The organism is Nonomuraea sp. NPDC004702, from assembly GCF_053601695.1.
The window spans coordinates 337,976-362,393 of sequence record NZ_JBSGCE010000001.1; the positions used below are offsets into that span (position 1 = coordinate 337,976).

Annotated in this window: 17 protein-coding genes; 4 read left to right on the plus strand and 13 right to left on the minus strand. The window is 71.2% G+C overall.

Annotated features, from left to right (window positions below):
- Window positions 1-10 precede the first annotated feature (10 nt).
- The 4 genes from ilvN to ACWEJ6_RS01690 all read right to left on the minus strand — a co-directional run bounded on the left by ilvN (window position 11) and on the right by ACWEJ6_RS01690 (window position 6,144).
- Complete coding sequence (gene ilvN / locus ACWEJ6_RS01675) at window positions 11-535, minus strand: acetolactate synthase small subunit (RefSeq protein WP_352318972.1); 525 nt, start codon at window positions 533-535, stop codon at window positions 11-13.
- The gene (locus ACWEJ6_RS01680) at window positions 528-2,267 is read right to left on the minus strand and encodes an acetolactate synthase large subunit (protein WP_358288656.1); all 1,740 of its coding nucleotides are present in this window, start codon (window positions 2,265-2,267) and stop codon (window positions 528-530) included. The genes ilvN and ACWEJ6_RS01680 overlap by 8 nt, the downstream gene beginning before the upstream one ends.
- A gap of 207 nt (window positions 2,268-2,474) precedes the next feature.
- Window positions 2,475-5,090: a putative bifunctional diguanylate cyclase/phosphodiesterase gene (locus tag ACWEJ6_RS01685; RefSeq protein WP_364330518.1), complete on the minus strand. Its 2,616-nt coding sequence runs from the start codon at window positions 5,088-5,090 to the stop codon at window positions 2,475-2,477.
- Window positions 5,091-5,325: 235 nt separating this feature from the next.
- Window positions 5,326-6,144 (minus strand): 2-hydroxyacid dehydrogenase, encoded by an 819-nt coding sequence (locus ACWEJ6_RS01690; RefSeq protein ID WP_397164555.1) that lies wholly within the window; start codon window positions 6,142-6,144, stop codon window positions 5,326-5,328.
- Between the two features lie 116 nt (window positions 6,145-6,260).
- Here ACWEJ6_RS01690 and ACWEJ6_RS01695 point away from each other — a divergent pair, with 116 nt between their 5' ends.
- Complete coding sequence (locus ACWEJ6_RS01695; protein ID WP_452420551.1) at window positions 6,261-7,373, plus strand: PQQ-dependent sugar dehydrogenase; 1,113 nt, start codon at window positions 6,261-6,263, stop codon at window positions 7,371-7,373.
- On the opposite strand, the gene ACWEJ6_RS01700 is transcribed toward ACWEJ6_RS01695, so the two are convergent.
- From ACWEJ6_RS01700 to ACWEJ6_RS01710, 3 genes are all read right to left on the minus strand, one after another.
- Window positions 7,370-9,253 (minus strand): VanW family protein, encoded by a 1,884-nt coding sequence (locus ACWEJ6_RS01700; protein ID WP_452420553.1) that lies wholly within the window; start codon window positions 9,251-9,253, stop codon window positions 7,370-7,372. The two genes, ACWEJ6_RS01695 and ACWEJ6_RS01700, sit on opposite strands and share 4 nt — an antisense overlap.
- Window positions 9,254-9,453: 200 nt before the next feature.
- The gene (locus tag ACWEJ6_RS01705) at window positions 9,454-10,116 is read right to left on the minus strand and encodes a response regulator (RefSeq protein ID WP_358288670.1); all 663 of its coding nucleotides are present in this window, start codon (window positions 10,114-10,116) and stop codon (window positions 9,454-9,456) included.
- Window positions 10,113-11,678 carry an ATP-binding protein gene (locus ACWEJ6_RS01710; RefSeq protein WP_452420555.1) on the minus strand — a complete coding sequence of 522 codons (1,566 nt, stop codon included), beginning with the start codon at window positions 11,676-11,678 and terminating at the stop codon, window positions 10,113-10,115. The genes ACWEJ6_RS01705 and ACWEJ6_RS01710 overlap by 4 nt, the downstream gene beginning before the upstream one ends.
- 144 nt (window positions 11,679-11,822) lie before the next feature.
- Here ACWEJ6_RS01710 and ACWEJ6_RS01715 point away from each other — a divergent pair, with 144 nt between their 5' ends.
- From ACWEJ6_RS01715 to ACWEJ6_RS01725, 3 genes are read left to right on the plus strand one after another with little or no spacing between them, the layout of a single operon-like run.
- Complete coding sequence (locus ACWEJ6_RS01715; protein WP_357973258.1) at window positions 11,823-12,794, plus strand: tripartite tricarboxylate transporter substrate binding protein; 972 nt, start codon at window positions 11,823-11,825, stop codon at window positions 12,792-12,794.
- A complete protein-coding gene (locus tag ACWEJ6_RS01720) occupies window positions 12,794-13,279 on the plus strand; it encodes a tripartite tricarboxylate transporter TctB family protein (RefSeq protein WP_387671089.1) in 486 nt (161 codons plus the stop codon). The genes ACWEJ6_RS01715 and ACWEJ6_RS01720 overlap by 1 nt, the downstream gene beginning before the upstream one ends.
- Window position 13,280: 1 nt before the next feature.
- Window positions 13,281-14,804, plus strand: a complete 1,524-nt coding sequence (locus ACWEJ6_RS01725; protein ID WP_452420558.1) for a tripartite tricarboxylate transporter permease — start codon at window positions 13,281-13,283, stop codon at window positions 14,802-14,804.
- Window positions 14,805-15,000: 196 nt separating this feature from the next.
- On the opposite strand, the gene gatB is transcribed toward ACWEJ6_RS01725, so the two are convergent.
- The 6 genes from gatB to ligA form a co-directional block, all read right to left on the minus strand.
- Entirely contained in the window at window positions 15,001-16,488 is a 1,488-nt protein-coding gene (gene gatB / locus ACWEJ6_RS01730; RefSeq protein ID WP_387671303.1) for an Asp-tRNA(Asn)/Glu-tRNA(Gln) amidotransferase subunit GatB, read from the minus strand.
- A 2-nt stretch (window positions 16,489-16,490) separates the two neighbouring features.
- Entirely contained in the window at window positions 16,491-17,981 is a 1,491-nt protein-coding gene (gatA, locus tag ACWEJ6_RS01735) for an Asp-tRNA(Asn)/Glu-tRNA(Gln) amidotransferase subunit GatA (RefSeq protein WP_352318951.1), read from the minus strand.
- Window positions 17,978-18,277 carry an Asp-tRNA(Asn)/Glu-tRNA(Gln) amidotransferase subunit GatC gene (gatC, locus tag ACWEJ6_RS01740; protein ID WP_101787882.1) on the minus strand — a complete coding sequence of 100 codons (300 nt, stop codon included), beginning with the start codon at window positions 18,275-18,277 and terminating at the stop codon, window positions 17,978-17,980. Before gatC ends, gatA begins: the two co-directional genes overlap by 4 nt.
- Before the next feature lie 97 nt (window positions 18,278-18,374).
- Window positions 18,375-19,808, minus strand: a complete 1,434-nt coding sequence (locus ACWEJ6_RS01745) for an ATP-binding protein (RefSeq protein ID WP_452420560.1) — start codon at window positions 19,806-19,808, stop codon at window positions 18,375-18,377.
- Window positions 19,809-19,876: 68 nt separating this feature from the next.
- Complete coding sequence (locus ACWEJ6_RS01750; RefSeq protein WP_452420562.1) at window positions 19,877-21,949, minus strand: putative bifunctional diguanylate cyclase/phosphodiesterase; 2,073 nt, start codon at window positions 21,947-21,949, stop codon at window positions 19,877-19,879.
- Between the two features lie 230 nt (window positions 21,950-22,179).
- Window positions 22,180-24,372, minus strand: a complete 2,193-nt coding sequence (ligA, locus tag ACWEJ6_RS01755; RefSeq protein WP_387671096.1) for an NAD-dependent DNA ligase LigA — start codon at window positions 24,370-24,372, stop codon at window positions 22,180-22,182.
- Window positions 24,373-24,418: the final 46 nt, after the last annotated feature.

The following is a 24,418-nucleotide window of genomic DNA, read 5'->3' on the forward strand; positions in this document are numbered from 1 at the left end:
ATAAAACCTTTCAGGCGGTACGGTCCAGTGCCCTGAGGGACCGGTCTGTGATGGAACGGGCGCCGCGGCCGATGGCCACCATGCCCGACTGAACGAGTTCTTTGATCCCGAACGGCTCAAGGACCTTGACGAAGGCCTCAAGCTTGTCGGGAGTGCCGGTGACCTCTATGGTCACCGCGTCGGCCGCGACGTCCACGCAGCGGGCACGGAAGAGGTTGACGAGTTCGAGGACGTGCGACCGGTTCTCGGCGTCCGCCTTGACCTTGATCAGCATGAGTTCGCGCTGGACCGACTGTGACGGGTCCAGTTCGACGATCTTCAGGACGTTGACCAGCTTGTTGAGCTGCTTGGTGACCTGTTCAAGGGGCAGCTCCTCCACGCTCACCACGATCGTGATGCGCGAGATGTCGTCGTGCTCGGTGGGCCCGACGGCGAGCGAGTCGATGTTGAACCCCCGCCTGCTGAACAGCGCGGAGACCCGAGCGAGAACACCCGGCTTGTTCTCGACAAGCACCGACAGCGTGTGTCTACTCATCCTCGTTCTCCCACTTCGGCGCCATGTCACGGGCGATCTTGATGTCGTCGTTGCTGGTGCCGGCCGCGACCATGGGCCAGACCATGGCGTCCTGGTGGACGACGAAGTCGATCACGACCGGCACGTCGTTGATCTCCATGGCCTTCCTGATGGTCGCGTCGACGTCCTCGGCGCGCTCGCACCTGAGGCCCACACAACCATAGGCCTCCGCCAGCTTGACGAAGTCGGGGATGCGACGCGCGGTCTGGAGGTTGGTGTTGGAGTACCGCTCCTCGTAGAAGAGCGTCTGCCACTGGCGGACCATGCCGAGGTTGCCGTTGTTGATGACGGCGATCTTGACCGGCACGCCCTCCAGGGCGCAGGTGGCCAGCTCCTGGTTGGTCATCTGGAAGCAGCCGTCGCCGTCGATGGCCCACACCGTGGCCTCCGGCCGGCCCATCTTCGCGCCCATGGCGGCCGGGACGGCGAAGCCCATCGTGCCGAGGCCGCCGGAGTTGATGAACGTCCCGGGGTTCTCGTAGTCGATGAACTGCGCGGCCCACATCTGGTGCTGGCCGACCCCGGACACGTAGTAGGCGTCGGGCCCGGCGATGGCGCTCAGCCGCTCCATCACGTACTGGGGGGCCAGCGTGCCGTCCTCGAAGGTCTCGTAGCCCAGCGGGTAGGTCTCCTTGTAGCCGTTCAGGACGGTCCACCAGTCGGTGTAGTCGCCCTTCTGGCCGGAGGCCTGGATCGCGCCGACGAGGTCGCTGATGACCTCCTTGCAGTCGCCCACGATGGGGACGTCGGCGTGCCGGTTCTTGGAGATCTCGGCGGGGTCGATGTCGGCGTGCACGACCTTGGCCTGCGGCGCGAACGAGGCCAGGTTGCCGGTCACGCGGTCGTCGAAGCGCACGCCCAGCCCGATGATCAGATCGGATCTCTGCAGCGCGCCCACGGCCGAGACGCTACCGTGCATGCCCGGCATGCCCATGTGCTGGGGGTGGCTGTCCGGGAACGTGCCACGGGCCATCAGGGTGGTGACGACCGGGATGCCGGTCAGCTCGGCGAGCTGCAGCAGCTCGGCCGACGCGCCGGCCTTGTGCACGCCGCCGCCGACGTACAGAACCGGCCGCTGGGACTCGGCGATCAGCTTGGCGGCCTCGCGGATCTGCTTGGAGTGCGGCCTGGTGACCGGGCGGTAGCCCGGCAGCTGCATGACAGGCGGCCAGCTGAAGGTGGTCTGGGCCTGCAACGCGTCCTTGGAGATGTCCACCAGCACCGGCCCCGGACGGCCGGTCGAGGCGATGTGGAAGGCCTCCATGATCGTGCGCGGGATGTCCGCGGGATCGGTGATCAAGAAGTTGTGCTTCGTGATCGGCATGGTGATGCCGGAGATGTCGGCTTCCTGGAACGCGTCCGTGCCGATCATCGGGGCGGCGACCTGGCCGGTGATCGCCACGATCGGCACGGAGTCCATGAAGGCGTCGGCGATCGGCGTCACCAGGTTGGTGGCCCCCGGGCCGCTGGTCGCCATGCAGACCCCGACCTTGCCGGTGGCCTGCGCGTAACCCTCGGCCGCGTGGCCGGCGCCCTGCTCGTGCCGTACAAGCACGTGCCGGACCTTGGTCGAGTCGTAAAGGGGATCGTAGGCGGGCAGAATCGCGCCGCCCGGGATCCCGAACACGGTGTCGACTCCCACGTGCTCCAGCGCCCTCACCAGGGCCTGTGCACCTGTCATCCGTTCGGTCATCGGCTCGTTCCTTGCGTGGCTACTCACTTAAGGACATAAAAAATGCCCCTTCCCACCGGCGGGGGTGGGACTGGGGCGGCGCGCAGGTCGGAGTGCTTCGCTATCGGCCTGCGCGCCGGCGAAGTACTACGAGAATCTCACTGCGAAGCATGCCTTACACCATAGCCGCTCAGAACGCCCCGATGTCAACTTGGCGGGACGCGAGTCTCACACGGTGAGACTCGTCCGCATGAGACTGTCCACGCCGCGGGCCGCCATGGGACGCGCCACCAGGAATCCCTGCCCTCTGGTGCAGCCCATCTCGCGCAGCAGCTCCAGCTGCTCGGGCCGTTCGATGCCCTCGGCCACCACGGTGAGCCCGAGGTCGTGGCCGAGCCGCACGATCGTGCGGGTGAGCAGGGTCAGCGTGTCGTCCCTGCCGAGCCCGGACACGAACGACGGGTCGATCTTGATCATGTCGACCGGGAGCTGCCGGAGGAAGGCCAGCGAGGCGTAACCGGTGCCGAAGTCGTCGATCGCCAGCCGCACGCCCAGCGCGCGCAGCTCCGACAGCCGCCTGATGGTCTCCTCGGCGTCCTCGACGAGCATCTCCTCGATCACCTCAAGGGTGAGCGCGGAGGCGGGCAGGCCGCTCTCGGCCAGCGCCTGCTCGACGGTCTCGACGAAGCGGGGCGCGGTGATCTGCCGCGCCGACAGGTTGAGCGACAGCCCGATGTCCCAGGACGAGGCCCGCCAGGACGCCACCTCGCGGCACGCCTCGCGCAGGATCCACTCGCTCAGCGGCACGATCAGCCCGGTGTCCTCGGCCGGGCCGAGGAACTGCTCCGGCGGCACGAACACCGAGCCGCGCCACCACCGCACCAGCGCCTCGACCGCGGTCACCCGGGACGTGGCCAGGTCGACCACGGGCTGGTACTCGATGGCGAACTGCTGCTCGATGAGCGCCCGCTGCAGGTCGGCGGCCAGCTCCAGGCGGCGCACCACGTCGGCGTGCATCTGCGCGGCGAACACCTCGACCCGCCGCCCGCCCAGCTCCTTGGAACGCGCCATCGCCACATCGGCGTTGCGCATGAGGTCGCCGGCGGGCAGGCCGTCCTCGGTGAAGGCCACGCCCACGCTCGCGGTCAGCGCCACGTCGCGGTCGGCGACCCGGAACGGCTCCTGGGAGACCGCGCGTACCAGGCGCTCGGCCATGTCCACGGCCATCTGCGCGTCGCCGCCGGTCTCCACGAGCACGGCGAACTCGTCGCCGCCCCACCGGGCCAGCGTGTCGTCGGCGCGTACGGCCCCGCGCAGCCGGCGGGCGGCCTGGCCGAGCAGGTAGTCGCCGCTGGCGTGCCCCACCGAGTCGTTGACCGAGGTGAACCCGTCGAGGTCGAGGAAGATCACCGCGACGTTGCCGGACGTGCGGCCGGCCAGCACCTCGCGGGTGCGCTCCTCGAAGTAGGCGCGGTTGGGCAGCCCGGTGACGCCGTCGTGGAAGGTCAGGTGGGCGACCTGGTTGCGCAGGGCCTCCTCGTCGCTGACGTCGCGGGTGGTGACGAGCATGAGGTCGTCGCCGCCGATGTGGCGGGTGGCGACCGACTCGGTGGGCCGCCAGGTGCCGTCGGCGGCCCGCACCCGGCAGGCGATCATGCAGGCGCCCGGCGCGGCGCCCTCCTCGTCGGTGGTCATGGCGCGCATCGCGGCCTGGATGCCCGGGACGTCCTCGGGGTGGATGTAGTCGAAGATCGAGCCGCCGACCAGTTCCTCGGGCGGGTAGCCGTAGGTGACCTCGACGCCGGCGCCGATCTCGTGGACGACGCCCTCGTAGTCGCACAGCAGCACCACGTCGCCGGTGCTCTCGGCCAGCTCCCTGAGCTGCCGCTCGCCCAGCGAGACCAGGCCGCGCAGCCGGATGGACGCCGCCGAGAGCACGAACAGGCGTACCAGCAGGAGCAGCACCACGGAGACCGCGACCACCACGACGCCGGTCACCGGCTGCGCGGCCCGGGCTCCGGCCAGGTGGGCGAGCAGCGTGCAGGCGGCCACGGCGACGAGCGCGAGCGGCATCATCGCGACCACGTTGCGCACGACGGGACCGCCGACCGGCCGCGCCCGCGGCCCCCAGGGCACGGCGGCCAGCAGGAGCAGCGCGACGGGCACGAGCATGACGGTCCACATGGGCGGCGGGTCGCCGGCCAGGCGGGCCATGGCGGCCGACAGGCCGCCGACGGTCATGGTGGCCAGCACGCCCACCCCGGCCAGGCCGAGCAGCCAGGAACCGGCCCGGCTGGTGAGCACCGAGGGGATCACCCCGCAGGTGACGAGCAACGCGATCATCGGCGGCACCATGGCGAACGTGAACGTGGGCGCGTCGCCCGCGTCCTCGTAGTAGTGGCGCAGCGCCACCACCCAGCCGATGAGGAAGAGCGAGGCCGCGCACAGGTACGCGTCCGTGAGATGCCGTAACACGACCTTGGCCGGGAACCTGCGGTCGGCGGCGATCAGCGCGCCGCCCGCGATGATCACGGTGCCGAGCAGGACGAACAGATCGGCGAAGCTGACGACGAAGCTGGTGGCGACCGCGCGGAGCGCCACGCCGGCGAGCCACACGACGGCTCCGCCGCCCATCCAGCGCGCGGCCATCGCCATCGAGCGATGTTCGGCCGACCTGACCGAGGCCACCAGCAGCGAGGCGGCGGCGACCAGGGCCGCCACGCCTCCCGCCACGGCACCGGTCAGCACGGCCGGCCCGCCCGCGAGGAGCGCGGCGGCGAACGCCACCACTCCGGCCGCCCCTGCGGCGGCCAGCGGCGCCCGTGGATCACGCCAGCGGATCACAGTCGTTGCCCATCCTGTCTTGAACCCTGCACCAGTGACCGCCGAAGCCCGGCGCTCACATCGCCAGTGTGTGCGGTCGCGGATGCGCGGGTGGTGACAACGCCGATGTCGTCACCGATCTGATAACCACACAGACCAATTTCCGCCAAGAGTTCCTTGACAGCGAGTCAGGAACTCCCTGCAGACGCCACCGTACGCACGAAAGGTCACGGACCAGCCACGTTCCGGGATCCTCTCAATACGAGTCGGTAATGACGTTGATCAACTCTTCACCTGCGAGGTAGCGCCCGAGCTGCTCGCGGATCAGCCGGAGCGTGCGCCGCACGGAGGCGGGGGTGCTGCCCGCGATGTGCGGCGTGATCAGCACGCCCGGAGCGCTCCAAAGGGGGTGGCCCTGCGGCAGCGGCTCGGGCGCGGTGACGTCGAGCGCGGCGCGTAGCCTACCGGTTTTGAGCTCGGCGATCAGGGCTTCGGTGTCGACCACGCCGCCCCTGGCGGCGTTGACCAGGACGGCGCCGTCCTTCATGCGGGCCAGGAAGGCGGCGTCGACCATGCCGGCGGTGTCGGGCGTGGCGGGCACGAGCAGGACCACGACGTCGGCCGACGGCAGCAGCGCGGGCAGCTCCTCCATCGCGTGCACGCCCTCGCGCGCGCTCCTGGCCACCCGGACGACCTCGACCTCGAAGCCGCTCAGCCGCCGCTCGACCGCCGCGCCGATGGACCCGTGGCCGACGATGAGCACGGTGGAGTCGGCCAGCACGCCGGTGTGGTGGTAGGTCCACTCGCCGCGGCGCTGGGCGTCGGTGAATCCGGGGAACTCCCTGAGCACCGCGATCATCGCGCCGACCGCCCACTCGGCGGTGCCGGCGTCGTGCACGCCGCGGGCGTTGCACAGCACCACCCCTTCGGGCAGGTGCGGCCGGTACGGCTCCACCCCCGCGGTGACGGTCTGCACCAGCCGCAGCGAGCGCATCCGCGCCAGCGTCCCCGGCACGTCGGGCACCACGACCAGCGGCGGGATCCAGACCTCGACGTCCTCGATGCCGTCCGGCATGGCCGAACCATCGTAGACAGTGCATTCGACGCCTGGAATGTCAGACAGGACATCCGCCGCCGCTTCGGACGGAACCCAGATCTTCATGCCGAGAACCTTACGACCCGCGGGGAAGTATGGAACACATGAGGAAGCTCTGGACGATCGTGCTCCTGGCCGCGCTCCCCGCCTGCTCGGCCGGCGGCGAGGCGCCGACGGCCGAGGACCCGGCGGCCCCCACCCCCACGGCCTCCACCCCGACGACCGGGGCCCCTACGGCCAAGGCTCCGACGGCCAGGGCGCCCCGCGCCCCCAAGGACGTGGCGACCGGTCTGGCCGTGCCGTGGGCGATCGCGTTCCTGCCCGGCGGGGACGCCCTGGTCACCGAGCGGGACACGGCCAGGCTGCTGCGCGTCACCCCCGCGGGCAAGGTCACCGAGGTCGCCCGGATCGGCGACACGCGGCCCGGCGGCGAGGGCGGCCTGCTGGGCGTGGCGGTCAAGGACCGGCAGGTCTTCCTCTACTACACCGCCGAGCAGGACAACCGGATCGTCCGCTACCAGCTCGGCGACGACGGCCTCGGCGACGAGCGGCTCCTCGTGCAGGGCATCCCCAAGGGCGGCATCCACAACGGCGGCCGGCTCGCCTTCGGCCCCGACGGCTACCTGTACGCCACCACCGGCGAGACCGGCGACCGCGGCCTGGCCCAGCGGCGCGACTCGCTCGGCGGCAAGATCCTGCGCATGACCGTGGACGGCGCCCCGGCCCCCGGCAACCCGTTCGGCACGCTCGTCTACAGCTACGGCCACCGCAACGTCCAGGGCCTGGCCTGGGACACCGCGGGCCGCCTGTACGCCTCCGAGTTCGGCGCCGACACCTACGACGAGATCAACCTGGTCCGGCCAGGCGCCAACTACGGCTGGCCGGTGGTCGAGGGCAAGGGGAAGGACGCCCGGTTCGTCAACCCCATCGTCACCTGGTCCACCGGCGAGGCGTCGCCGTCCGGCATGGCGTACGCGGACGGCGCGCTGTGGGTGGGCACGCTGCGCGGCCAGCGGCTGTGGCAGGTGCCGCTGGCCCGGGACGGCTCGCCGGGCGCGCCCGTGGCCCACTACACCGGCCGCTACGGCAGGCTGCGCGCGGTCGCCGCGGCGCCCGGCGGCGGCCTGTGGGTGAGCACCAGCAACAAGGACGGCCGGGGCTCACCGCGTCCGGGCGACGACCGCATCCTGGCGGTCGCCACGTCCTAGCCGGCCGCGACGCAGGTGAGCGCGGTCTGCGGCCGGTACTTGGTGACCAGCTTCTTGTCCTTCTTCACGATCTCGCCGTCCTTGTGGAACACGCGGGTGACGTCGATCGTGAAGCCCTGCTGGCCGGTGGCCGGCACGCAGCCCGGCTCGCTGCTGGTCGCCCGGCCGAACGGCTTGAAGTCGCGCCGCTCGGACTCGACCGCCTCGACCTTGTCGTACCGCTTGGTGCTCCACAGGGTGACGCTGACCGTCGTGGCGGTGGTGGCGGTCTTGATCAGCACGCCGTACTCGGAGTCGTTGCGCCACTTGAGGTCGCGGTCGGGGTAGAGCAGCGCCACGTCGCGCCCGGCCGGGTAGGAGGGCGCGTAGTAGTCCATGGGCTCGTGCTCGACCAGGTCGAAGCCGCCGAGGAAGGCCGCGTTGTACATGGTGGTGGCGAACTGGGAGACGCCGCCGCCGACGATGTCGACCATCCGGCCGCCGACGATCTGGCCCGCCCGGACGTAGCCGTCCTCGACCGTGCGCTCGCCGGTCGCCTCGTTGAGCGAGAGCGTCTCGCCCGGCTTGACCAGCCTGCCGTCCAGTTCCTGGGCCATGCGGCGGATGTTGGTGACGCGCGGCGGGCAGCAGTCGAAGGACGTGCTGAACGTGCCGACGTTCTCCTTGATGCCGAGGCCGCGGATCTGGCTCGTGGTGACCTCCGGGGTGACCACGCCGAGCTTGACCTCCACGGTCCGCGGGCCCGCCGAGGCGAGCAGCTTCTCGACGTCGCGGGCCAGCAGCTTGGCGTTCACGCCCCGGCCCTTGCGGGCGGGCACCAGCACCGGCTTGTCGCCGACGATCTGGTACGTCGCGTCGCGCGGCTGCTGGGTGGCGTCCACGAGGCTGTTCTCCACCGGCGCGAGCGCGGCCTCCGCGTCGAACTGGGGGACGAGCGCGCCGTCGCCGCCCGGCACGTAGGTCAGGTGGGCGGCGATCATGGCGGGGGTGAGCTGGGCCTGCTTGCCGGCGAGGGTCAGCGTGACGGGCGCGGAGACGGCCTTCCTGGCCGCGGCCAGGGCCGACTCGACGCTCTCGGCCGAGGTGGCGGGCTTGGCCGGGCGCATGGAGAGCACCACGGCGCCGCCGCCGCGCAGGAACGCCTCGCCGATCCGGCGCACGGCGTCGTCGCGGTCGAGGAGCACGCCGTCCTCGGGCATGCGGGCCTTGGGCTCCAGCCCCGAGAAGGTCACCCTGCCCTCGCGGGCCTGCTTGTCCACGCCTTCGGCCAGGCCCTCGACGGTCCTGGTGAGCTGGGAGGAGTCGATGGTGATCTTCGGCGGGACGTCGGTCGTGCCGGTCAGGCCGCGCCAGACCTCGACCGGGCCGGGGAAGCCGCTGGGGGCCTGCCCGATGGTGCCGACCACGTCGAGTTCGAGACCGGCGTCGTCGGGCTGGACGGTGTCCTTCTTGCCGTTGATGTTCACCGTGACCGGCCGGCTGAGCCTGGGGCCCAGCTCGGTGCGCAGCTTGTCGGCCGCCTGGGTGACGGTCAGGCCGCCGATCTCCACGCCGCCCACCCGGGTGCCGCGCAGCACGGCCCCCGACATCATCACGGCCGGCACCACGTACGCCAGCGTGGCCAGGACGAGCACCAGCACCAGCACCCCGGGCAGCAGGCGACGCCGGCGGACGGGCTCCGGCTCGAAGGCGGCCGGCCGGTCGCCGCTCCCCCCGAACACGGGGGCGGGCCCGGCGGGGTCCTTGTCCTTCATCGGCCACGGTTGCGCGGGAGGCGCCTTCGGTGGCAGCGCGCCGCCGGTCTGACCGCCGGGCGCGCTCGGTCCTGGGGCCGGCCGGGGCTCCTGCTGGTCCTGCGGGCCGAAGATGTCACGGGACACGCCCGGAGGTAATCCTTCGATCCGCGGCTTCTTGGAGACACCCGACGTGGGCATCGGCACCGAGGCGAACGGGTCCGTCGGTGATTCGATCGGTCCGGCGTTTCGCACGCCTCAATCTCCTCCCGGTCCGCAGCCAAGTCTCAGGCAACAGTAAGGCACGAGTATCCGACTATGTCACCAGAAACGAATACGGAAGTGTGTCAACCTAGCCACCGGTAGCGATGTTCCGGCCGTCCGGCGGTGCCGTACCTGGGGTGGAGCTCGGCCCGGCCGGACGCGCACAGGTGCTCCAGGTACCGCCGCGCGCTCACCCTCGACAGGCCCGTGAGCTCGGCCGTCTCGGCCGCCGACAGGTCGCGCCCGGCCTCGCGCAGCGCCTGCGCCACCAGCGCGCAGGTGGCCGCCGACAGGCCCTTGGGCACCGGGACGGGCTGCTTGGGCGCGCCGAACAGCCGGTCCACGTCGTCCTGGCGGGCCTGGGGGCCGATGGCGGTGAGCCGCCTGCGGGTGTCGGCGTACTGGCGCAGGCGTTCGGTGAGCGCGGCGGCGGTGAACGGCTTGATCAGGTAGTTGACCGCCCCGCCGCGCATGGCCTCCCTGACCGTGGCGACGTCGCGGGCCGCGCTGATCATCAGGACGTCCACGTCGTCGATGGCCTTGAGCACCTCCAGGCCGGACATGTCGGGCAGGTAGATGTCGAGCAGCACCAGGTCGGGCCGGAGCTCGGCCACGGCGGCGAGCGCGTCTGCCCCGGTGTGCGCCACGGCGACGACCTCGAAGCCGGGCACGCGCGAGACGTAGCCGCCGTGGATCCGGGCGACCATGAAGTCGTCGTCCACCACCAGGACCCGTACGTCGTTCACGCGTGGACCTCGGCGGGCAGCAGGGCGGTGAAGACGGCGCCGCCGGCGTTGCGCACCCGGACCCAGCCGCCGCGGCGCAGGCACGCCTGCCGGGTCAGCGCCAGCCCCAGGCCACGCGGCCCCGACAGGGCGGCCTTCGTCGTGAACCCCTCCCTGAAGACCTCCTCCACCAGCTCGGGGGTGATGCCGGGCCCTGAGTCGCCGACGCGGACGTGCAGCCCCTCGGCGTCGGCCACGACCGAGACCTCGATCGTGCCGCCCGCGCCGTCGAGCGCGTCGATCGCGTTGGCCACCAGGTTCCCGACCACCAGGACGGCGTCCTGCGGGTCGCCGAGCGCGCCCTCCGGCACGGCGGAGTCCTCGGCCAGCACCAGCCGCGCCCCGCGCTCGGCCGCCTCCGCCGACTTGGCCAGCAGCAGCGCGGCCAGCGTGGGGTCCTGGACGCGTTCGCGCAGGCCGGTGGCGTACGCGCCGGCCGTGGTGCGGGTGATGAAGCCGATCGCGGCCTCGTGCTCGCCGAGCTCCAGCAGGCCGACGACGGTGTGCATGCGGTTGGCGAACTCGTGGGCCTGGGCCCGCAGGGCCTCGGTCGCGCTGCTGGTGTCGTCCAGCTCGCGGGCCAGGCGGACCAGCTCGGTGCGGTCGCGCAGGGTGACGACCCAGCCGCGGTGCCGGCCGCGTACCGCGACCGGGGTCCTGTTGAGCACCAGCACGCGCTCGCCGTGCAGCACCACGCGGTCCTCGCCCGGGTCGGCGCCGGTCAGCACGTCGCGCATGCGCTCGGAGACCGGCATGCGGGTCACGTCGGTCCCGAGGTCGCCGAGCAGGTCGCGGGCGGCGTCGTTGACCAGCGTGACCCGCCCGGCCAGGTCGAGGGCCAGCACGCCCTCCTTCACGCCGTGCAGCACGCCCTCGCGCTGCTCCAGCAGCGCGGCGATCTCGCGCGGCTCCAGCCCGAACGTCTGCCTGCGCACCCGGGCGGTGATCAGCGCGGCCAGCGCCAGGCCGGCCAGCAGCACGGCCAGCGCGGTCCAGATCAGCGGCGGCAGCGCGCCGCCGAGCTGGCCGGTGACCGTGGTCTGGAGCACGCCGACCGACACCAGGCCGATGACGTTGCCGTATTCGTCGCGGATGGGGGTCTTGCCCCTGACCGTGGTGCCGATCGTGCCCGTCTCGGTGCCGACCCAGCTGCGGCCCGTACGCAGGACCGCGGTGCCGTCGGTGGACAGCCGCTTGCCGATCAGGGCGGCGTTGGGATGGGCGTAGCGCTTCTGCTCGGCGTTGGCGATGGCCACGTAGTCGGCTCCGGTCTCGTGCTGGACGCTGAGCGCCAGCGGTTGCAGCACCGACTCCGGCCTCTCCAGCCTGAAGGCGTCGCGCACCTGCGGAAGGGCGGCCACCGACTGGGCGATGGCCAGGGCGCGCTGCTGGTGCAGCGCGTCGAGCTGCTCCCTCGTGTGCCCCGCCCACACGCCTGCCGTGCCGCCGACGGCGAGCAGCACGATCACCATCTGGAGCACGAACAACTGGGTGCCGAGGGGGGCGTCGGTAACCCTGCGCACGCCCACATGGAAACAAAGCCAGGTCACGGCCAGGTCGCGACCAATACGACCACTATGACGGCAACCGCCCAAAGCCTCGACCGGGCGGGGAACGGGCATCACCATCGCAGGCCAACGACTGTGCGAATCCCCCTTGGAGTGATCATGCGCTTGCGCGTTTTCGCCGCCGCCCTGGCGGCACTCTCCGTCGCCGCCCTGTCCGGCTGCGGCGAGACCGGCGCCTCCGGCGGCGACGGCTCTCTGCGGATCATGGCCCCCGCGGCGGCCGGCGGCGGCTGGGACCAGACCGCCCGCACGGCCGAGCAGGCGCTCAAGACGGCCGACCCCAAGCGCAAGGTCGAGGTCTACAACGTGCCGGGCGCGGGCGGCACGATCGGCCTGGCCCAGCTCGCCGGCGAGAAGGGCAACGGCAACCTGCTGATGACCATGGGCCTGGTCATGGTGGGCGCGATCGAGCAGAACAAGTCGAAGGTCACCCTGGCCGAGACCACCCCCATCGCCAAGCTGACCGAGGAGTACGAGATCGTCGTGGTCCCGGCCGACTCCCCGTTCAAGACGCTGGCCGACATGGTCGCCGCGTGGAAGGCCGACCCGGCGAAGGTCTCCGTCGCGGGCGGCTCGGCGGGCGGCACCGACCACATCGTGGCCGGGCTGATGGCCAAGGCCGCGGGCGTGGACCCCAAGCAGGTCAACTACATCGCCCACTCCGGCGGCGGCGAGGCGCTCAACGCGCTGCTGGGCAGCAAGGTCAGCGCGGGCATCTCGGGCGTCGGCGAGTTCGCCGAGCACGTGAAGTCCGGCAAGCTGCGGGCGCTGGCCGTCAGCAGCGGCTCGCGCGTCGCCGGCCTCGACGCGCCGACGCTGAAGGAGGGCGGCCTGGACGTCGAGCTGGCCAACTGGCGCGGCTTCGTCGCCCCCGGCGGCCTGGACGACGCCGCCAAGAAGTCCCTCACCGACCTGGTCACCAAGATGCACGACTCCCAGCCCTGGAAGGACGCCGTCGCCAAGAACGGCTGGATCGACTCCTTCCAGACCGGGCAGCAGTTCGCCGACTACCTGAAGTCCGAGGAGACCAAGGTCAAGGGCATCATCGCCGAAATGGGGCTCGTGTCCTGATGGCTCGCCGGTGGCGGCCCGAACTCGGGCTGGCGGTCGTGGTGCTCGGGCTGGGCGTGCTCGTGATGGTCGGCACGCTCGACGTCTCGGCCGCGGCCTCCCAGCTCGGCCTCGGGCCGCGCTTCTTCCCCATGCTGGTCGGCGCGGCCATGGTGCTGATCGGCCTGTTCTACGTGATCGACGTGCTGCGCGGCGGCGCCGGCGACCCCGAGGAGAGCGAGGACGTGGACGCGGACGCGCCCACCGACTGGCGCAGCGTCGGCCTGGTCAGCGGCGTCTTCCTGGCCTTCGCCGCGCTCCTCGACGTGCTCGGCTGGGTCATCGGCGCGAGCCTGCTGTTCTTCGGCCTGTCGGTCGTGCTCGGGGCCGAGCACAAGGTGCGGGCCGCCGTGGTGGCCGTGGTGCTCGGCGTGACGACGTACCTGCTGTTCGTCAAGGGCCTCGGCGTCTCGCTGCCGGCCGGCCCGCTCGGCGGGGTGATCTGAGATGGGCTCGTTCCAGCTCCTCATGGACGGCTTCGCCGCCGCCCTCACCCCCGTCAACCTGCTGTACGCCCTGATCGGCGTCACCCTCGGCACCCTGGTCGGCGTGCTGCCCGGCATCGGGCCGGCGATGACCGTGGCGCTGCTGCTGCCGATCACCTTCACCGTGCCGCCGGCCAGCGCGTTCATCATGTTCGCCGGCATCTACTACGGCGGCATGTACGGCGGCTCGACCACCTCCATCCTGCTCAACACGCCCGGCGAGTCGTCCTCCATGATCACCGCCCTGGAGGGCAACAAGATGGCCAGGCGCGGTCGGGCGGCGCAGGCCCTGGCCACGGCGGCCGTCGGGTCGTTCGTGGCGGGCACGATCGCCACCGCGCTGCTGGTGGTGGCCGCGCCCGCCGTGGTGAGCTTCGCGATCTCGTTCGGCCCCGAGGACTACTTCGCGCTGGCGATCCTGGCCTTCACCGCCGTGTCGTCGGTGTTGTCGCGCTCGGTCGTGCGCGGGCTGGCCTCCCTGGGGCTGGGGCTGGTGATCGGGCTGATCGGCATCGACCAGCAGACCGGTCAGGCGCGGCTCACGCTGGGCGTCCCGCAGCTGCTCGACGGCATCGACGTGGTGATCGTCGCGGTCGGCCTGTTCGCGGTCGGCGAGGCCCTCTACGTGGCCTCCCGGCTGCGGCACGCCGCGCCCGAGGTGGTCCCCGTGGGCCGGGCCTGGATGGGCCGCGCCGACTGGCGGCGCTCGTGGCTGCCGTGGCTGCGCGGGACCGCGCTCGGGTTCCCGTTCGGCGCCCTGCCCGGCGGCGGCGCGGAGATCCCCACGTTCCTGTCGTACGCGGCCGAGAAGCGCCTGGCCAAGGGCGTGGCCAAGGAGGAGTACGGCAAGGGCGCCATCGAGGGCGTCGCGGGCCCGGAGGCGGCCAACAACGCCTCGGCCGCCGGGACCCTGGTCCCGCTGCTCACGCTGGGCCTGCCCACGTCGGCCACGGCCGCCATCCTGCTGGCCGCCTTCCAGCAGTACGGCCTGCAGCCCGGCCCGCAGCTCTTCGACCACAACCCGGCCCTGGTGTGGGCGATGATCGCCTCGCTGTTCGTCGGCAACACGATGCTGCTGGTGCTGAACCTGCCGCTGGCTCCCCTGTGGGCCCGCGTCCTGCGCATCCCCCGGCCGTACCTGTACGCCGGGATCGTGCTGTTCGCCGCGCTCGGCGTCTACGCCCTGAACGGCACCGTCGTGGACCTGTTCGTCCTGTACGTCCTCGGCCTGCTCGGGTTCTCCATGCGCCGCTTCGGCCTGCCCGTCGCGCCCGCGGTGATCGGCATGATCCTCGGGCCGATGGCCGAGATCCAGCTCCGCCGCGCGCTCGCCATCGGCGCGGGCGACGTCAGCGTGCTGGTACGCAGCCCGATCGCGGCCGTGCTCCTCGTCCTGGCCCTGCTCGCGCTGCTCACGCCGGTGTTTCGGCGGCTGATGGCACGCCGGGGCGTCGATGCGGTCACACCCGTGTCACGCGAGGACTGACCGGCCCGCCCGCCGGGAACGTCGCCCGGTGGTTCTTGGGACCCGCCTTCCGACGGCTGCACGCGCGGAAGGCACGGCGCCCGCGAGCGCACCCCTCGGTGGCCCCGCCGATATGTCCGGATCGGCGGGCCCACCAGGGGCCCCGCGGATGTGAACGGATCCGCGGGGCCACCGAGGGCCCCGCGGATGTGCCGGACTACTCCGAGACGCCCAGCTTCTCCAGGATGAGCTGCCGGGCGCGGGCCGCGTCGGCCTTGCCGCGGCTGGCCTTCATCACGCCGCCCACCAGCGCACCGGCGGCGGCGACCTTCCCGGACCGCACCTTCTCGGCCGCGTCCGCGTTGTCGGCCAGCACCTGGTCGATGATCGCCGACAGCTCGCCCTCGTCGTTGACGATCTGCAGGCCGCGCGCCTCGACCACCTCGTCGGGCGTGCCCTCACCGGCCAGCACGCCTTCGAGCACCTCCCGGGCGAGCTTGTCGTTGAGCGCGCCCGAGGCCACCAGCTCGGTGACCCTGGCGATCTGGGCCGGCGTGATGGGCAGCTCGGCCAGCGCGACGCCGCTCTCGTTGGCGCGCCGCGCCAGCTCGCCCATCCACCACTTGCGCGCGTCGGCCGCCGGGGCGCCGGCCGCGACCGTGGCCTCGACCAGGTCGATCGCGTCGGCGTTGTGCATGGCCTGCATGTCGAGGTCGGACAGACCCCACTCGGCCTGCAGCCGCTTGCGCTTGACCGACGGCAGCTCGGGCAGCGCCGCCTTCAGCTCGGCCACCCATGCCGGGTCGGGCTCGATCGGCACCAGGTCGGGCTCCGGGAAGTACCGGTAGTCCTGGGCCTCCTCCTTGGACCGCCCGGACGTGGTGGTGCCGGTGTCCTCGTGGAAGTGCCGCGTCTCCTGGATGATCTTGCCGCCCTCGGCGAGGACCCCCGCCTGACGCTCGATCTCGCTGCGCACCGCCCGCTCGACGCTGCGCAGCGAGTTGACGTTCTTGGTCTCGGTGCGGGTGCCCCACTCCGACGACCCGCGCGGCATGAGCGAGACGTTGACGTCGCAGCGCAGCGAGCCCTCCTCCATGCGCACGTCGGACACGCCGAGCGAACGCATGATCTCGCGCAGCTCGGTGACGTACGCCTTGGCCACCTCCGGCGCGAGCCGGTCGGTGCCCGGGATGGGCTTGGTGACGATCTCCACCAGCGGGATGCCCGCGCGGTTGTAGTCGACGATCGAGTAGTCGGCCCCGTGGATGCGACCGGTCGCGCCGCCCATGTGGGTGGACTTGCCGGTGTCCTCCTCCAGGTGCACGCGCTCGATCTCGATGCGCACGGTCTCGCCGTTGACCTCGACGTCGACGTAGCCGTCGAAGCAGAGCGGCTCGTCGTACTGGGAGATCTGGTAGTTCTTCGGCATGTCCGGATAGAAGTAGTTCTTCCGGGCGAAGCGGCACCATTCGGCGATCGAGCAGTTCAGCGCCAGGCCGATGCGGATCGTCGACTCGATGGCCATGGCGTTGGCCACGGGCAGCGAGCCGGGCAGCGCCAGGCAGGTCGGGCAGACCTGGGTGTTGGCCGGGGCGCCGAAGGCGGTCTTGCAGCCGCAGAACATCTTCGACTTGGTGCCGAGCTCGACGTGCGTCTCCAGCCCGAGCACCGGCTCGAACCTGTCGAGCGCTTCGTCATAGACCATGGTCATAGCGACGGGGCCTCCTTCAGCAGCGGGCCGCCCCAGCGGCTCTCCAGGGCCTTCTCGACGGCGGCGCCGACGCGGTAACAACGGTCGTCGGCCAGAACCGGGGCCATGATCTGCAGGCCGACCGGCAGGTTGTCCTCGTCGGCCAGACCGCACGGCACCGAGATGGCCGCGTTGCCGGCGAGGTTGGACGGGATGGTGCACAGGTCGGCGAGGTACATCGCCATCGGGTCGTCGGTGCGCTCGCCCAGCCGGAACGCCGTGGTCGGCGTGGTCGGCGAGACCAGCACGTCGACCTGCTCGTAGGCCGCCTCGAACTCGCGCGAGATGACCGTGCGCACCTTCTGCGCCTGGCCGTAGTAGGCGTCGTAGTAGCCGCTGGACAGCGCGTACGTGCCCAGCATGATGCGCCGCTTGACCTCGGGGCCGAACCCGGCCGCCCTGGTCAGCGCCATGACCTCCTCGGCGCTGCGGGTGCCGTCATCGCCGACGCGCAGGCCGTAACGCATGGCGTCGAAGCGGGCCAGGTTGGACGAGCACTCCGACGGCGCGATCAGGTAGTACGCCGGCAGCGCGGTCGTGAACGACGGGCAGGACACCTCGACGACCGTGGCGCCCAGCGACTCCAGCAGCTTGACGACCTCGTGGTAGCGGGCCAGCACGCCCGGCTGGTAGCCCTCGCCGGCGAACTCCTTGACCACGCCGATGCGCATGCCGGACACGTCGGGGTTCCTGGCCGCCTCGACGACGCTCGGGACCGGCGCGTCGACCGACGTGGAGTCCATCGGGTCGTGCCCGGAGAACGCCTCCTGCAGCAGCGCCGCGTCGAGCACGTTCCGCGCGAACGGCCCCGGCGTGTCGAGCGAGCTCGCGAACGCGATCAGCCCGTACCGGGACGAACCGCCATAGGTGGGCTTCATGCCCACGATGCCGGTGACGGCGGCGGGCTGCCGGATCGAGCCGCCGGTGTCGGTGCCCGTGGACAGCGGCGCCTCGTACGCGGCGACGGCCGCGCTGGACCCGCCGGACGAGCCGCCCGGGATCCTGTCCAGGTCCCACGGGTTGCGGGTGGGGTGGTAGGCGGAGTTCTCCGTGGAGGAGCCCATGGCGAACTCGTCGAGGTTCGTCTTGCCGAGGATGACCAGCCCGGCCTCGCGCAGGCGCGCGGTCACGGTCGCGTCGTACGGCGGCCGCCACCCTTCGAGGATCTTGGACCCGGCCGTGGTCGGCATGTCGCGGGTGGCGAAGATGTCCTTGTGCGCGACCGGCACCCCGGCCAGCGGCCCGAGCTTCTCGCCCGCCCGCAGCCGGGCGTCGACCGCCCGCGCCTGCTCAAGGGTGGTCTCCCGGTCGACGTGCAGGAACGCCTGGACCTTGGGCTCCACCTCGGCCATGCGGTCGAGGTGCGCCTCGGCCACCTCGGCGGCCGACACCTCGCCCGCGGCGATCATCGCGCCCAGTTCGGCGGCGGTCTTGCGGATCAGACTCATGCCTCCTCCCCGAGGATGCGCGGCACACGGAAGCGGTCGTCCTCGACGGCGGGAGCGCCGGAAAGGGCCTGCTCCGGAGTCAGGGACTGTCGCACCTCGTCGGCACGGAAGACATTGGTCAGCGGAAGCGCGTGCGACGAAGGCGGCACGTCCTCGGCGGCGACCTCGGCCACCTTCGCGACCGACTCGATGATGGCATCGAGCTGGGTGGCGTAGTGGTCGAGCTCGTCGTCGGTGAGCGCCAGCCTGGACAACCGGGCCAGGTGCGCGACCTCGTCGCGGGTTATGGCGGACATGAGTCGTTGAACCCGTTTCGTGGATGGAGTTTGGGACACTGCCATCCTAGGGGGCTTGACGCCGCAGGCCCGAACCCTTAACCCGGCGGAAACACACTCATCCGTAGAGCTGGTCCAGGCCGATCGCCAGCACGTCGCTCTCCTGGGCCACCCCGGCCTCGAATCCCGCTCCGCTGTAGCAGACCAGTTTGGCGTCCCGCACGTCGAATCCCTTGGCGTCGAGCAGGTCTCGTGCCCTCCTGAGCCGGGCGACGTGCCGGGGCCCCATGACCTTGCCCCATTTCACCTCGCCCAGCGACAACACTCGCTTGCGCTCGCCGCGCATCGCGGGTGCGAAGACCGCGACGTCGATCTGGATCTGCTCGTGTCGTACGGGATCGACGACGATCCCGGCCCCGATCTCGCCCGGCGACTTCCCCAGGACCTCGAGTTCCAGCAGGTGGAACTGACGGCACATCTCCTCGAAGTGCGGGCCGAGCACCTGGTCGCTGAAACTCGCCTTGGCGTTCTCCCAGGCGTTGGTGGCCAGGCCGCTCTCCAGCAAGCCCCACTGCGGCCGCATGACGACCTCGTAGAAATGGATGAGCGGCTCGCACACGCGGTACACCGATCGCGAGGGACGGAAGACGTCCGGCTCTCTCCGCAGCAGGCTGCTGTCCTCCAGCACGTTGAGGTGATGACCGATATCGGCCGCCTTGCGCCCCACGTAGTTCGCGATCCCGCCTCGTGTGCTGTTCCCCGTGGCCACCGCCGCCAGGACGGACTTGTACATGGAGTCCCGCGTCTCCGTCTCCTCTTCGAGGACATAGCGCGCTTCCTTGAAGAGCGGGGTCGTGGACCGGAGCACCGTCCGCCGCACCCAATCGTCGAAGTCACCGAGGTCTTCCGGCCTGTCGTTGTTGACCAAGGGCAGGTAGGCGGGCGTTCCTCCGGTCACCGCATGCAGCTGGACGGCCAGCCGCGGGTCGGTGATCTCCCAGTACCGGGCGGCGAGACGGTAGTCGAACGGCCGGACCACAAGCTCCATGGAAGCCCGCCCTCTCAACGGCGCGTTGCCCGCCAGGAGCCGGCCCATCACGGACATCGCCGAGCCGCACAACAGCAGCGACACGGGCAGCTCGTCGAAGACGGCGCGATCGATCTCCCGCTGAATGATCGAGGGCAGTGCCGGCGATGCCCTGCTGAGGTAGGGGAACTCGTCGATCACCATGAGCTGGCGTCGCTCCGCGCTGATGGCGAAGAGGTGTTGAATCGCATCGTCCCAGGTCGCGAAGTGGATCGGCGGCGCCCCGATGTGGCGGCTCAGCGCGTCCGCGAACAGGTTCAGCGACTCCCTCTCCGTGGCCTCCGACGCCCCGAAATAGAATCCGCCCGTTTCCCGGGCCAGCGAGGCGACCAGGAGGGTCTTGCCCTGGCGGCGCCTTCCGCTGACGACGCCCAGCTGCGGACGAGAGGTGCGACGCTCGACGAAATCGGACAGCGCCTGCCACTCGAAGTCTCGCGCGAAGATCCGCTTCGGCTTCGGGATCACTGAGCCCCCAGGACATCGAAGTCAACTTCGACGAAGTGTACTTCGACGAAGTACAGTCCTGTAATCGGTCAGGCCGTCTGGGTGACCTCGGACTGGTACCCGAACTCGATGGCCGGCGCCACCTCGCAGCGGCCCCTGAGCCAGGCGGTGGCTTCGGCGGCCGGCATGGGCTGGCAGAACAGCCAGCCCTGGCCCAGGTCGCAGCCCATCTCGGCCAGCCGCAGCGCGACGTCGTCGGACTCCACGCCCTCGGCGACCGAGCGCAGGCCGAGCGAGCGCACCAGGTCGACGATCGAGCGGACGATGCGGTCGTCGTCATCGGACTCGGCGATGCGGCGGACGAACGAGGCGTCGATCTTGACCTCGGAGACCGCCAGGCGCTGGAGCCTGATCAGCGAGGAGTAGCCGGTGCCGAAGTCGTCGAGGGACAGCGGGACGCCGAGCGTGGCCAGCGCCTTGATGGTCTCCTGGGTGTAGGCCTGGTCGCCGGTCAGGATGCGCTCGGTGACCTCCAGCTGGATGGCGGCGGGCGGCAGGCCGTACCGGGTCAGGCCGACCTCCAGCTGCTCGGGCAGCGCCGCGTCGAGCAGGTCGCGGGCGGAGATGTTGACCGAGATCTGCACCTGCAGGCCGGTGTGCCACCAGCGGGCGGCCTGCTCCAGCGCGGCCTCGATGACGTATTCGGTGAGCTGGCGCATCAGGTACGTCTGCTCGGCCAGCGGGACGAAGTCGGACGGCGGGATCGGCCCGTGCACCGGATGGCACCAGCGCAACAGGGCCTCCACCCCGGTCACCGCGCCGCCGGCCAGGCTGACCTTGGGCTGGTAGTGCAGCTGCAGCTCGCGGTTGTCGATGGCGCGGCGCAGATCGCCCAGCAGGTTGAGCCGTTCAGGCGAGTTGCGGTCTTTGTCGGGCTGGTAGAGCTCTACCCCGGTACGCCCTTCCTTGGCCAGGTACATGGCCACGTCGGCGCGTTGCAGCAGCAGCTCGAAGTCGGGGGCGTGGTCGGGGAAGAGCGCGATGCCGACCGAGCCGTCGAGGTCGAAGCTCATGCCCTCCAGGCGTACGGGCTCGGTCAGGGCGGCCCGCAGCCTGGCGGCCACCTCCCTGGCGGCGTTGGCGTCCCGGATCGAGGGCAGCAGGACGGCGAACTCGTCGCCGCCGAGCCTGGCCACCACGTCGCCCGGACGCACGGAGTGGGTCAGCCGGTGGGCCACCATCTGCAGCAGGCGGTCGCCCACCGGATGGCCCATCGTGTCGTTGACCTCCTTGAACCGGTCGAGGTCGAGGAGGAACAGCCCGACCCGCTCGTCCTGGCGGGACTCGGCCAGCGCCTCCTCCGTGCTGACGATGAGCATCTTGCGGTTGGGCAGGCCGGTCAGCTCGTCGTGCAGGGCCTGGTGGTCGCGGCGCATGGACAGCGTGGCGGTGAAGTAGACGGCGGCGAGGGGGGCGACGAAGAGCGGCACGAGGCCGGGCGAATGGTCCATCACCACGACGACCAGCGGCGCGAGGCCCAGCAGCGCGGTGTAGACCAGCCCCTGCGGCCCGGCGGTGACCCGCAGCACGCGGACGATCGAACGCCGCTCGTGCAGGGCGACCGCCCCGGACACGAGCGCGGCCCTGGTGGCGAAGTAGGCCACCCCGGCCAGCGCGATCGCCGGCAGGTCGGCCCCGCTGGGCGTCCACGGCACGGCCGGGCCCGGCACGACGCCGAACAGCCCGAGCACCACGGCCGCGGCGGTGAGCGCGAGGGTGGACTGGGCGACGTTGAACATGACCCGGTGCCACGCCTTGCGCGTCACGACGCCGTTCATGGCGATCGCGACGGCCTGCATGAGCACGGCGGTGGACAGACCGAAGTGCAGCAGCACCGCGAAGGTGAACATGGTCGACGGATACGTGCCGCCGACCGCGGTCGCCGAGGACACCATGACGGGCCGCAGCTCGCCCAGCATCACCAGCACCGCCAGCATCCAGAACAGCGGGGTACGGGCGAGCTCCGCCAGCGCGACCGGATCCAGCCTGAGCATGGCCACGACCAGCGCGGTGAAGCCGATCACGGTGATGCCCGCGAGGAACGCCCAGAGCGGCGTGCCGACGCGTGGACCGGTGTCACGGGTGTCGGTTGGGTCAGTCATCGGTAACAGAACCCCCATTAGGTCACTATGGGAGGGTACGACCTTCACCCCACTTCGCGAAACCAAGCGCGTACGTTCCGTCACTTCTCCTTTCCGACATATACCCAAAAACCACTATGGGTAGCGCGGTCATCGACAATCCGTACACGACTCTGATCCCCAGCTCGCCGGGCGCGCATCCACGGGGCCACCGAACACCAGCCCCGCCGCAAGGGCGAGCCGGGCTCCCGCTACGTCTCCTCGACGACCGCCACGCGCGCCGCGGCCTCCGGGCCCTCCTTCAGCAGCAGCTCGAACCCCTGCTCGTCGAGGATCGGCACCTTCAGGCTGACCGCCTTGTCATACTTCGACCCGGCGTTCTCCCCCGCCACCAGGAACGACGTCTTCTTCGACACCGATCCGGCCACCTTCCCGCCCCGGCTGGTCAGCGCCTCGGACGCGGTGTCACGCGTGTACGCCTCCAGCGTTCCGGTGACCACGAACGTCAGCCCCTCCAGGATCTGGGGCTCCGTCTTCTCCGGAGCGGGGCCGTCGTCCATCCGCACCCCGGCCCGCCGCCACCGCTCGACGATCTCCCGGTGCCAGTCGACCTCGAACCACTCCCGGATCGTCGCCGCCACCCGCGGCCCGATGCCCTTGACCGAGGCCAGCTCCTCCTCGGAGGCGTTCATGATGGCGTCGATCGACCGCATGGAGTCGGCGAGGTCGCGCGCCGTCGGGGGCCCGACGTGCCGGATCGACAGCGCGACCAGCACCTGCGCGAGCGGCGCGGACTTGGCGCGGGCGAGCTCGTCGACCAGTGTGCGGGCGGCCTGGCTGGGCCCGCCGTCGAGGTTGGAGAACAGGGAGACGACCTTCTGCTCGCCGGTCTCGGGGTCGAGCTTGGGCAGGCCGGTGTCCTGGTCGCGGACGACCGACCGGATGGGCATGAGCTGCTCGATCGTCAGGTCGAACAGGTCGGCCTCGGTGCGCAGGACGGGCTCCTGCGGCGGCACCGGCTGGGTGAGCGCGGTCGCCGCCACGTAACCCAGCCCGTCGATGTCGAGCGCGCGCCGGCCGGCCGCGAAGTAGAGGCGCTCGCGGATCTGGGCGGGGCAGCTGCGGGCGTTGGGGCAGCGCAGGTCGGCGTCGCCCTCCTTCTCGTAGGCCAGCTCGGTGCCGCACTCGGGGCAGTGGGTCGGCATGACGAACTCCCGCTCGGAGCCGTCGCGCAACGCCGTGACCGCCCCGACGATCTCGGGGATGACGTCGCCCGCCTTGCGCAGCACCACGGTGTCGCCGATCAGCACGCCCTTCTTGATCACCGTGGCCGCGTTGTGCAGGGTGGCCCGCTCGACGGTCGAGCCCGCGACCACGATGGGCTCCATCACCGCGTACGGCGTGACCCGGCCGGTGCGGCCCACCCCCACCTGGATGTCGAGCAGCTTGGTGTTGACCTCCTCCGGCGGGTATTTGTAGGCGATCGCCCAGCGCGGGGCCCGTGAGGTGGACCCGAGCTCCCGCTGCGTGCGGAAGTCGTCGACCTTGACCACGACCCCGTCGATCTCGTACGCCGGATCGTGCCGGTGCACCCGGTAGTGCTCGATGAACTCGTCGACCTCGGTGAGGCCGGGCACCACCTGGAACAGGTCGCTGACCGGCAGCCCGAACTCCCGCAGCCGCTCGTAGACCTCCGACTGGGCGCGCGGCACGGCCGAGCCCTCCCAGACGCCGATGCCGTGGACGAGCATGCGCAGCGGGCGCTGGGCGGTGACGCGCGCGTCCTTCTGCCGCAGCGTGCCCGCCGCCGAGTTGCGCGGGTTGGCGAACGGCGGCTTGCCCTGCTCCACGAGCTGCTCGTTGAGCTGCTTGAAGCCCTCGACCGGGATGTAGACCTCGCCGCGCACCTCGACCAGGCTCGGGACGCCCTCGCCCTTGAGCCGGTGGGGCACCCCCTTGATCGTGCGCACGTTGGCCGTGACGTCGTCGCCGACCCGGCCGTCGCCGCGGGTCGCGCCGCGCTCCAGTTTGCCGTCGCGGTAGACGAGCGCGATGGCCAGCCCGTCGATCTTCAGCTCGCACAGGTAGGGCCCCGGGTCGCGCTCGGCCAGCCGCTCGACGCGGGCCATCCACGCGGCCATGTCGGCCTGGTTGAAGGCGTTGTCGAGGCTCTCCATGCGGTTGAGGTGGCTGACCTTGGCGAAGTCGCCCGAGACCGGCGCGCCCACCTTCTGGGTGGGCGAGTCGGGCGTCTGCAGCTCGGGATGGGCCTGCTCCAGCGTGAGCAGCTCGCGGAACCACTCGTCGAACTGCGCGTCGCTGGCCGTGGGCTGGTCGAGCACGTAGTAGCGCCAGCGCGCGTCCTCGACCAGCTCGCTCAGCTCCGCATGCCGCTTGAGCGCGGCCACGGGCACGCCCCCGACCTCGGTGTCACGCTCGCTCACGCTGGGTCTCCTTCCACGTCGGACACGCTGAGGAAACGCTACCGCC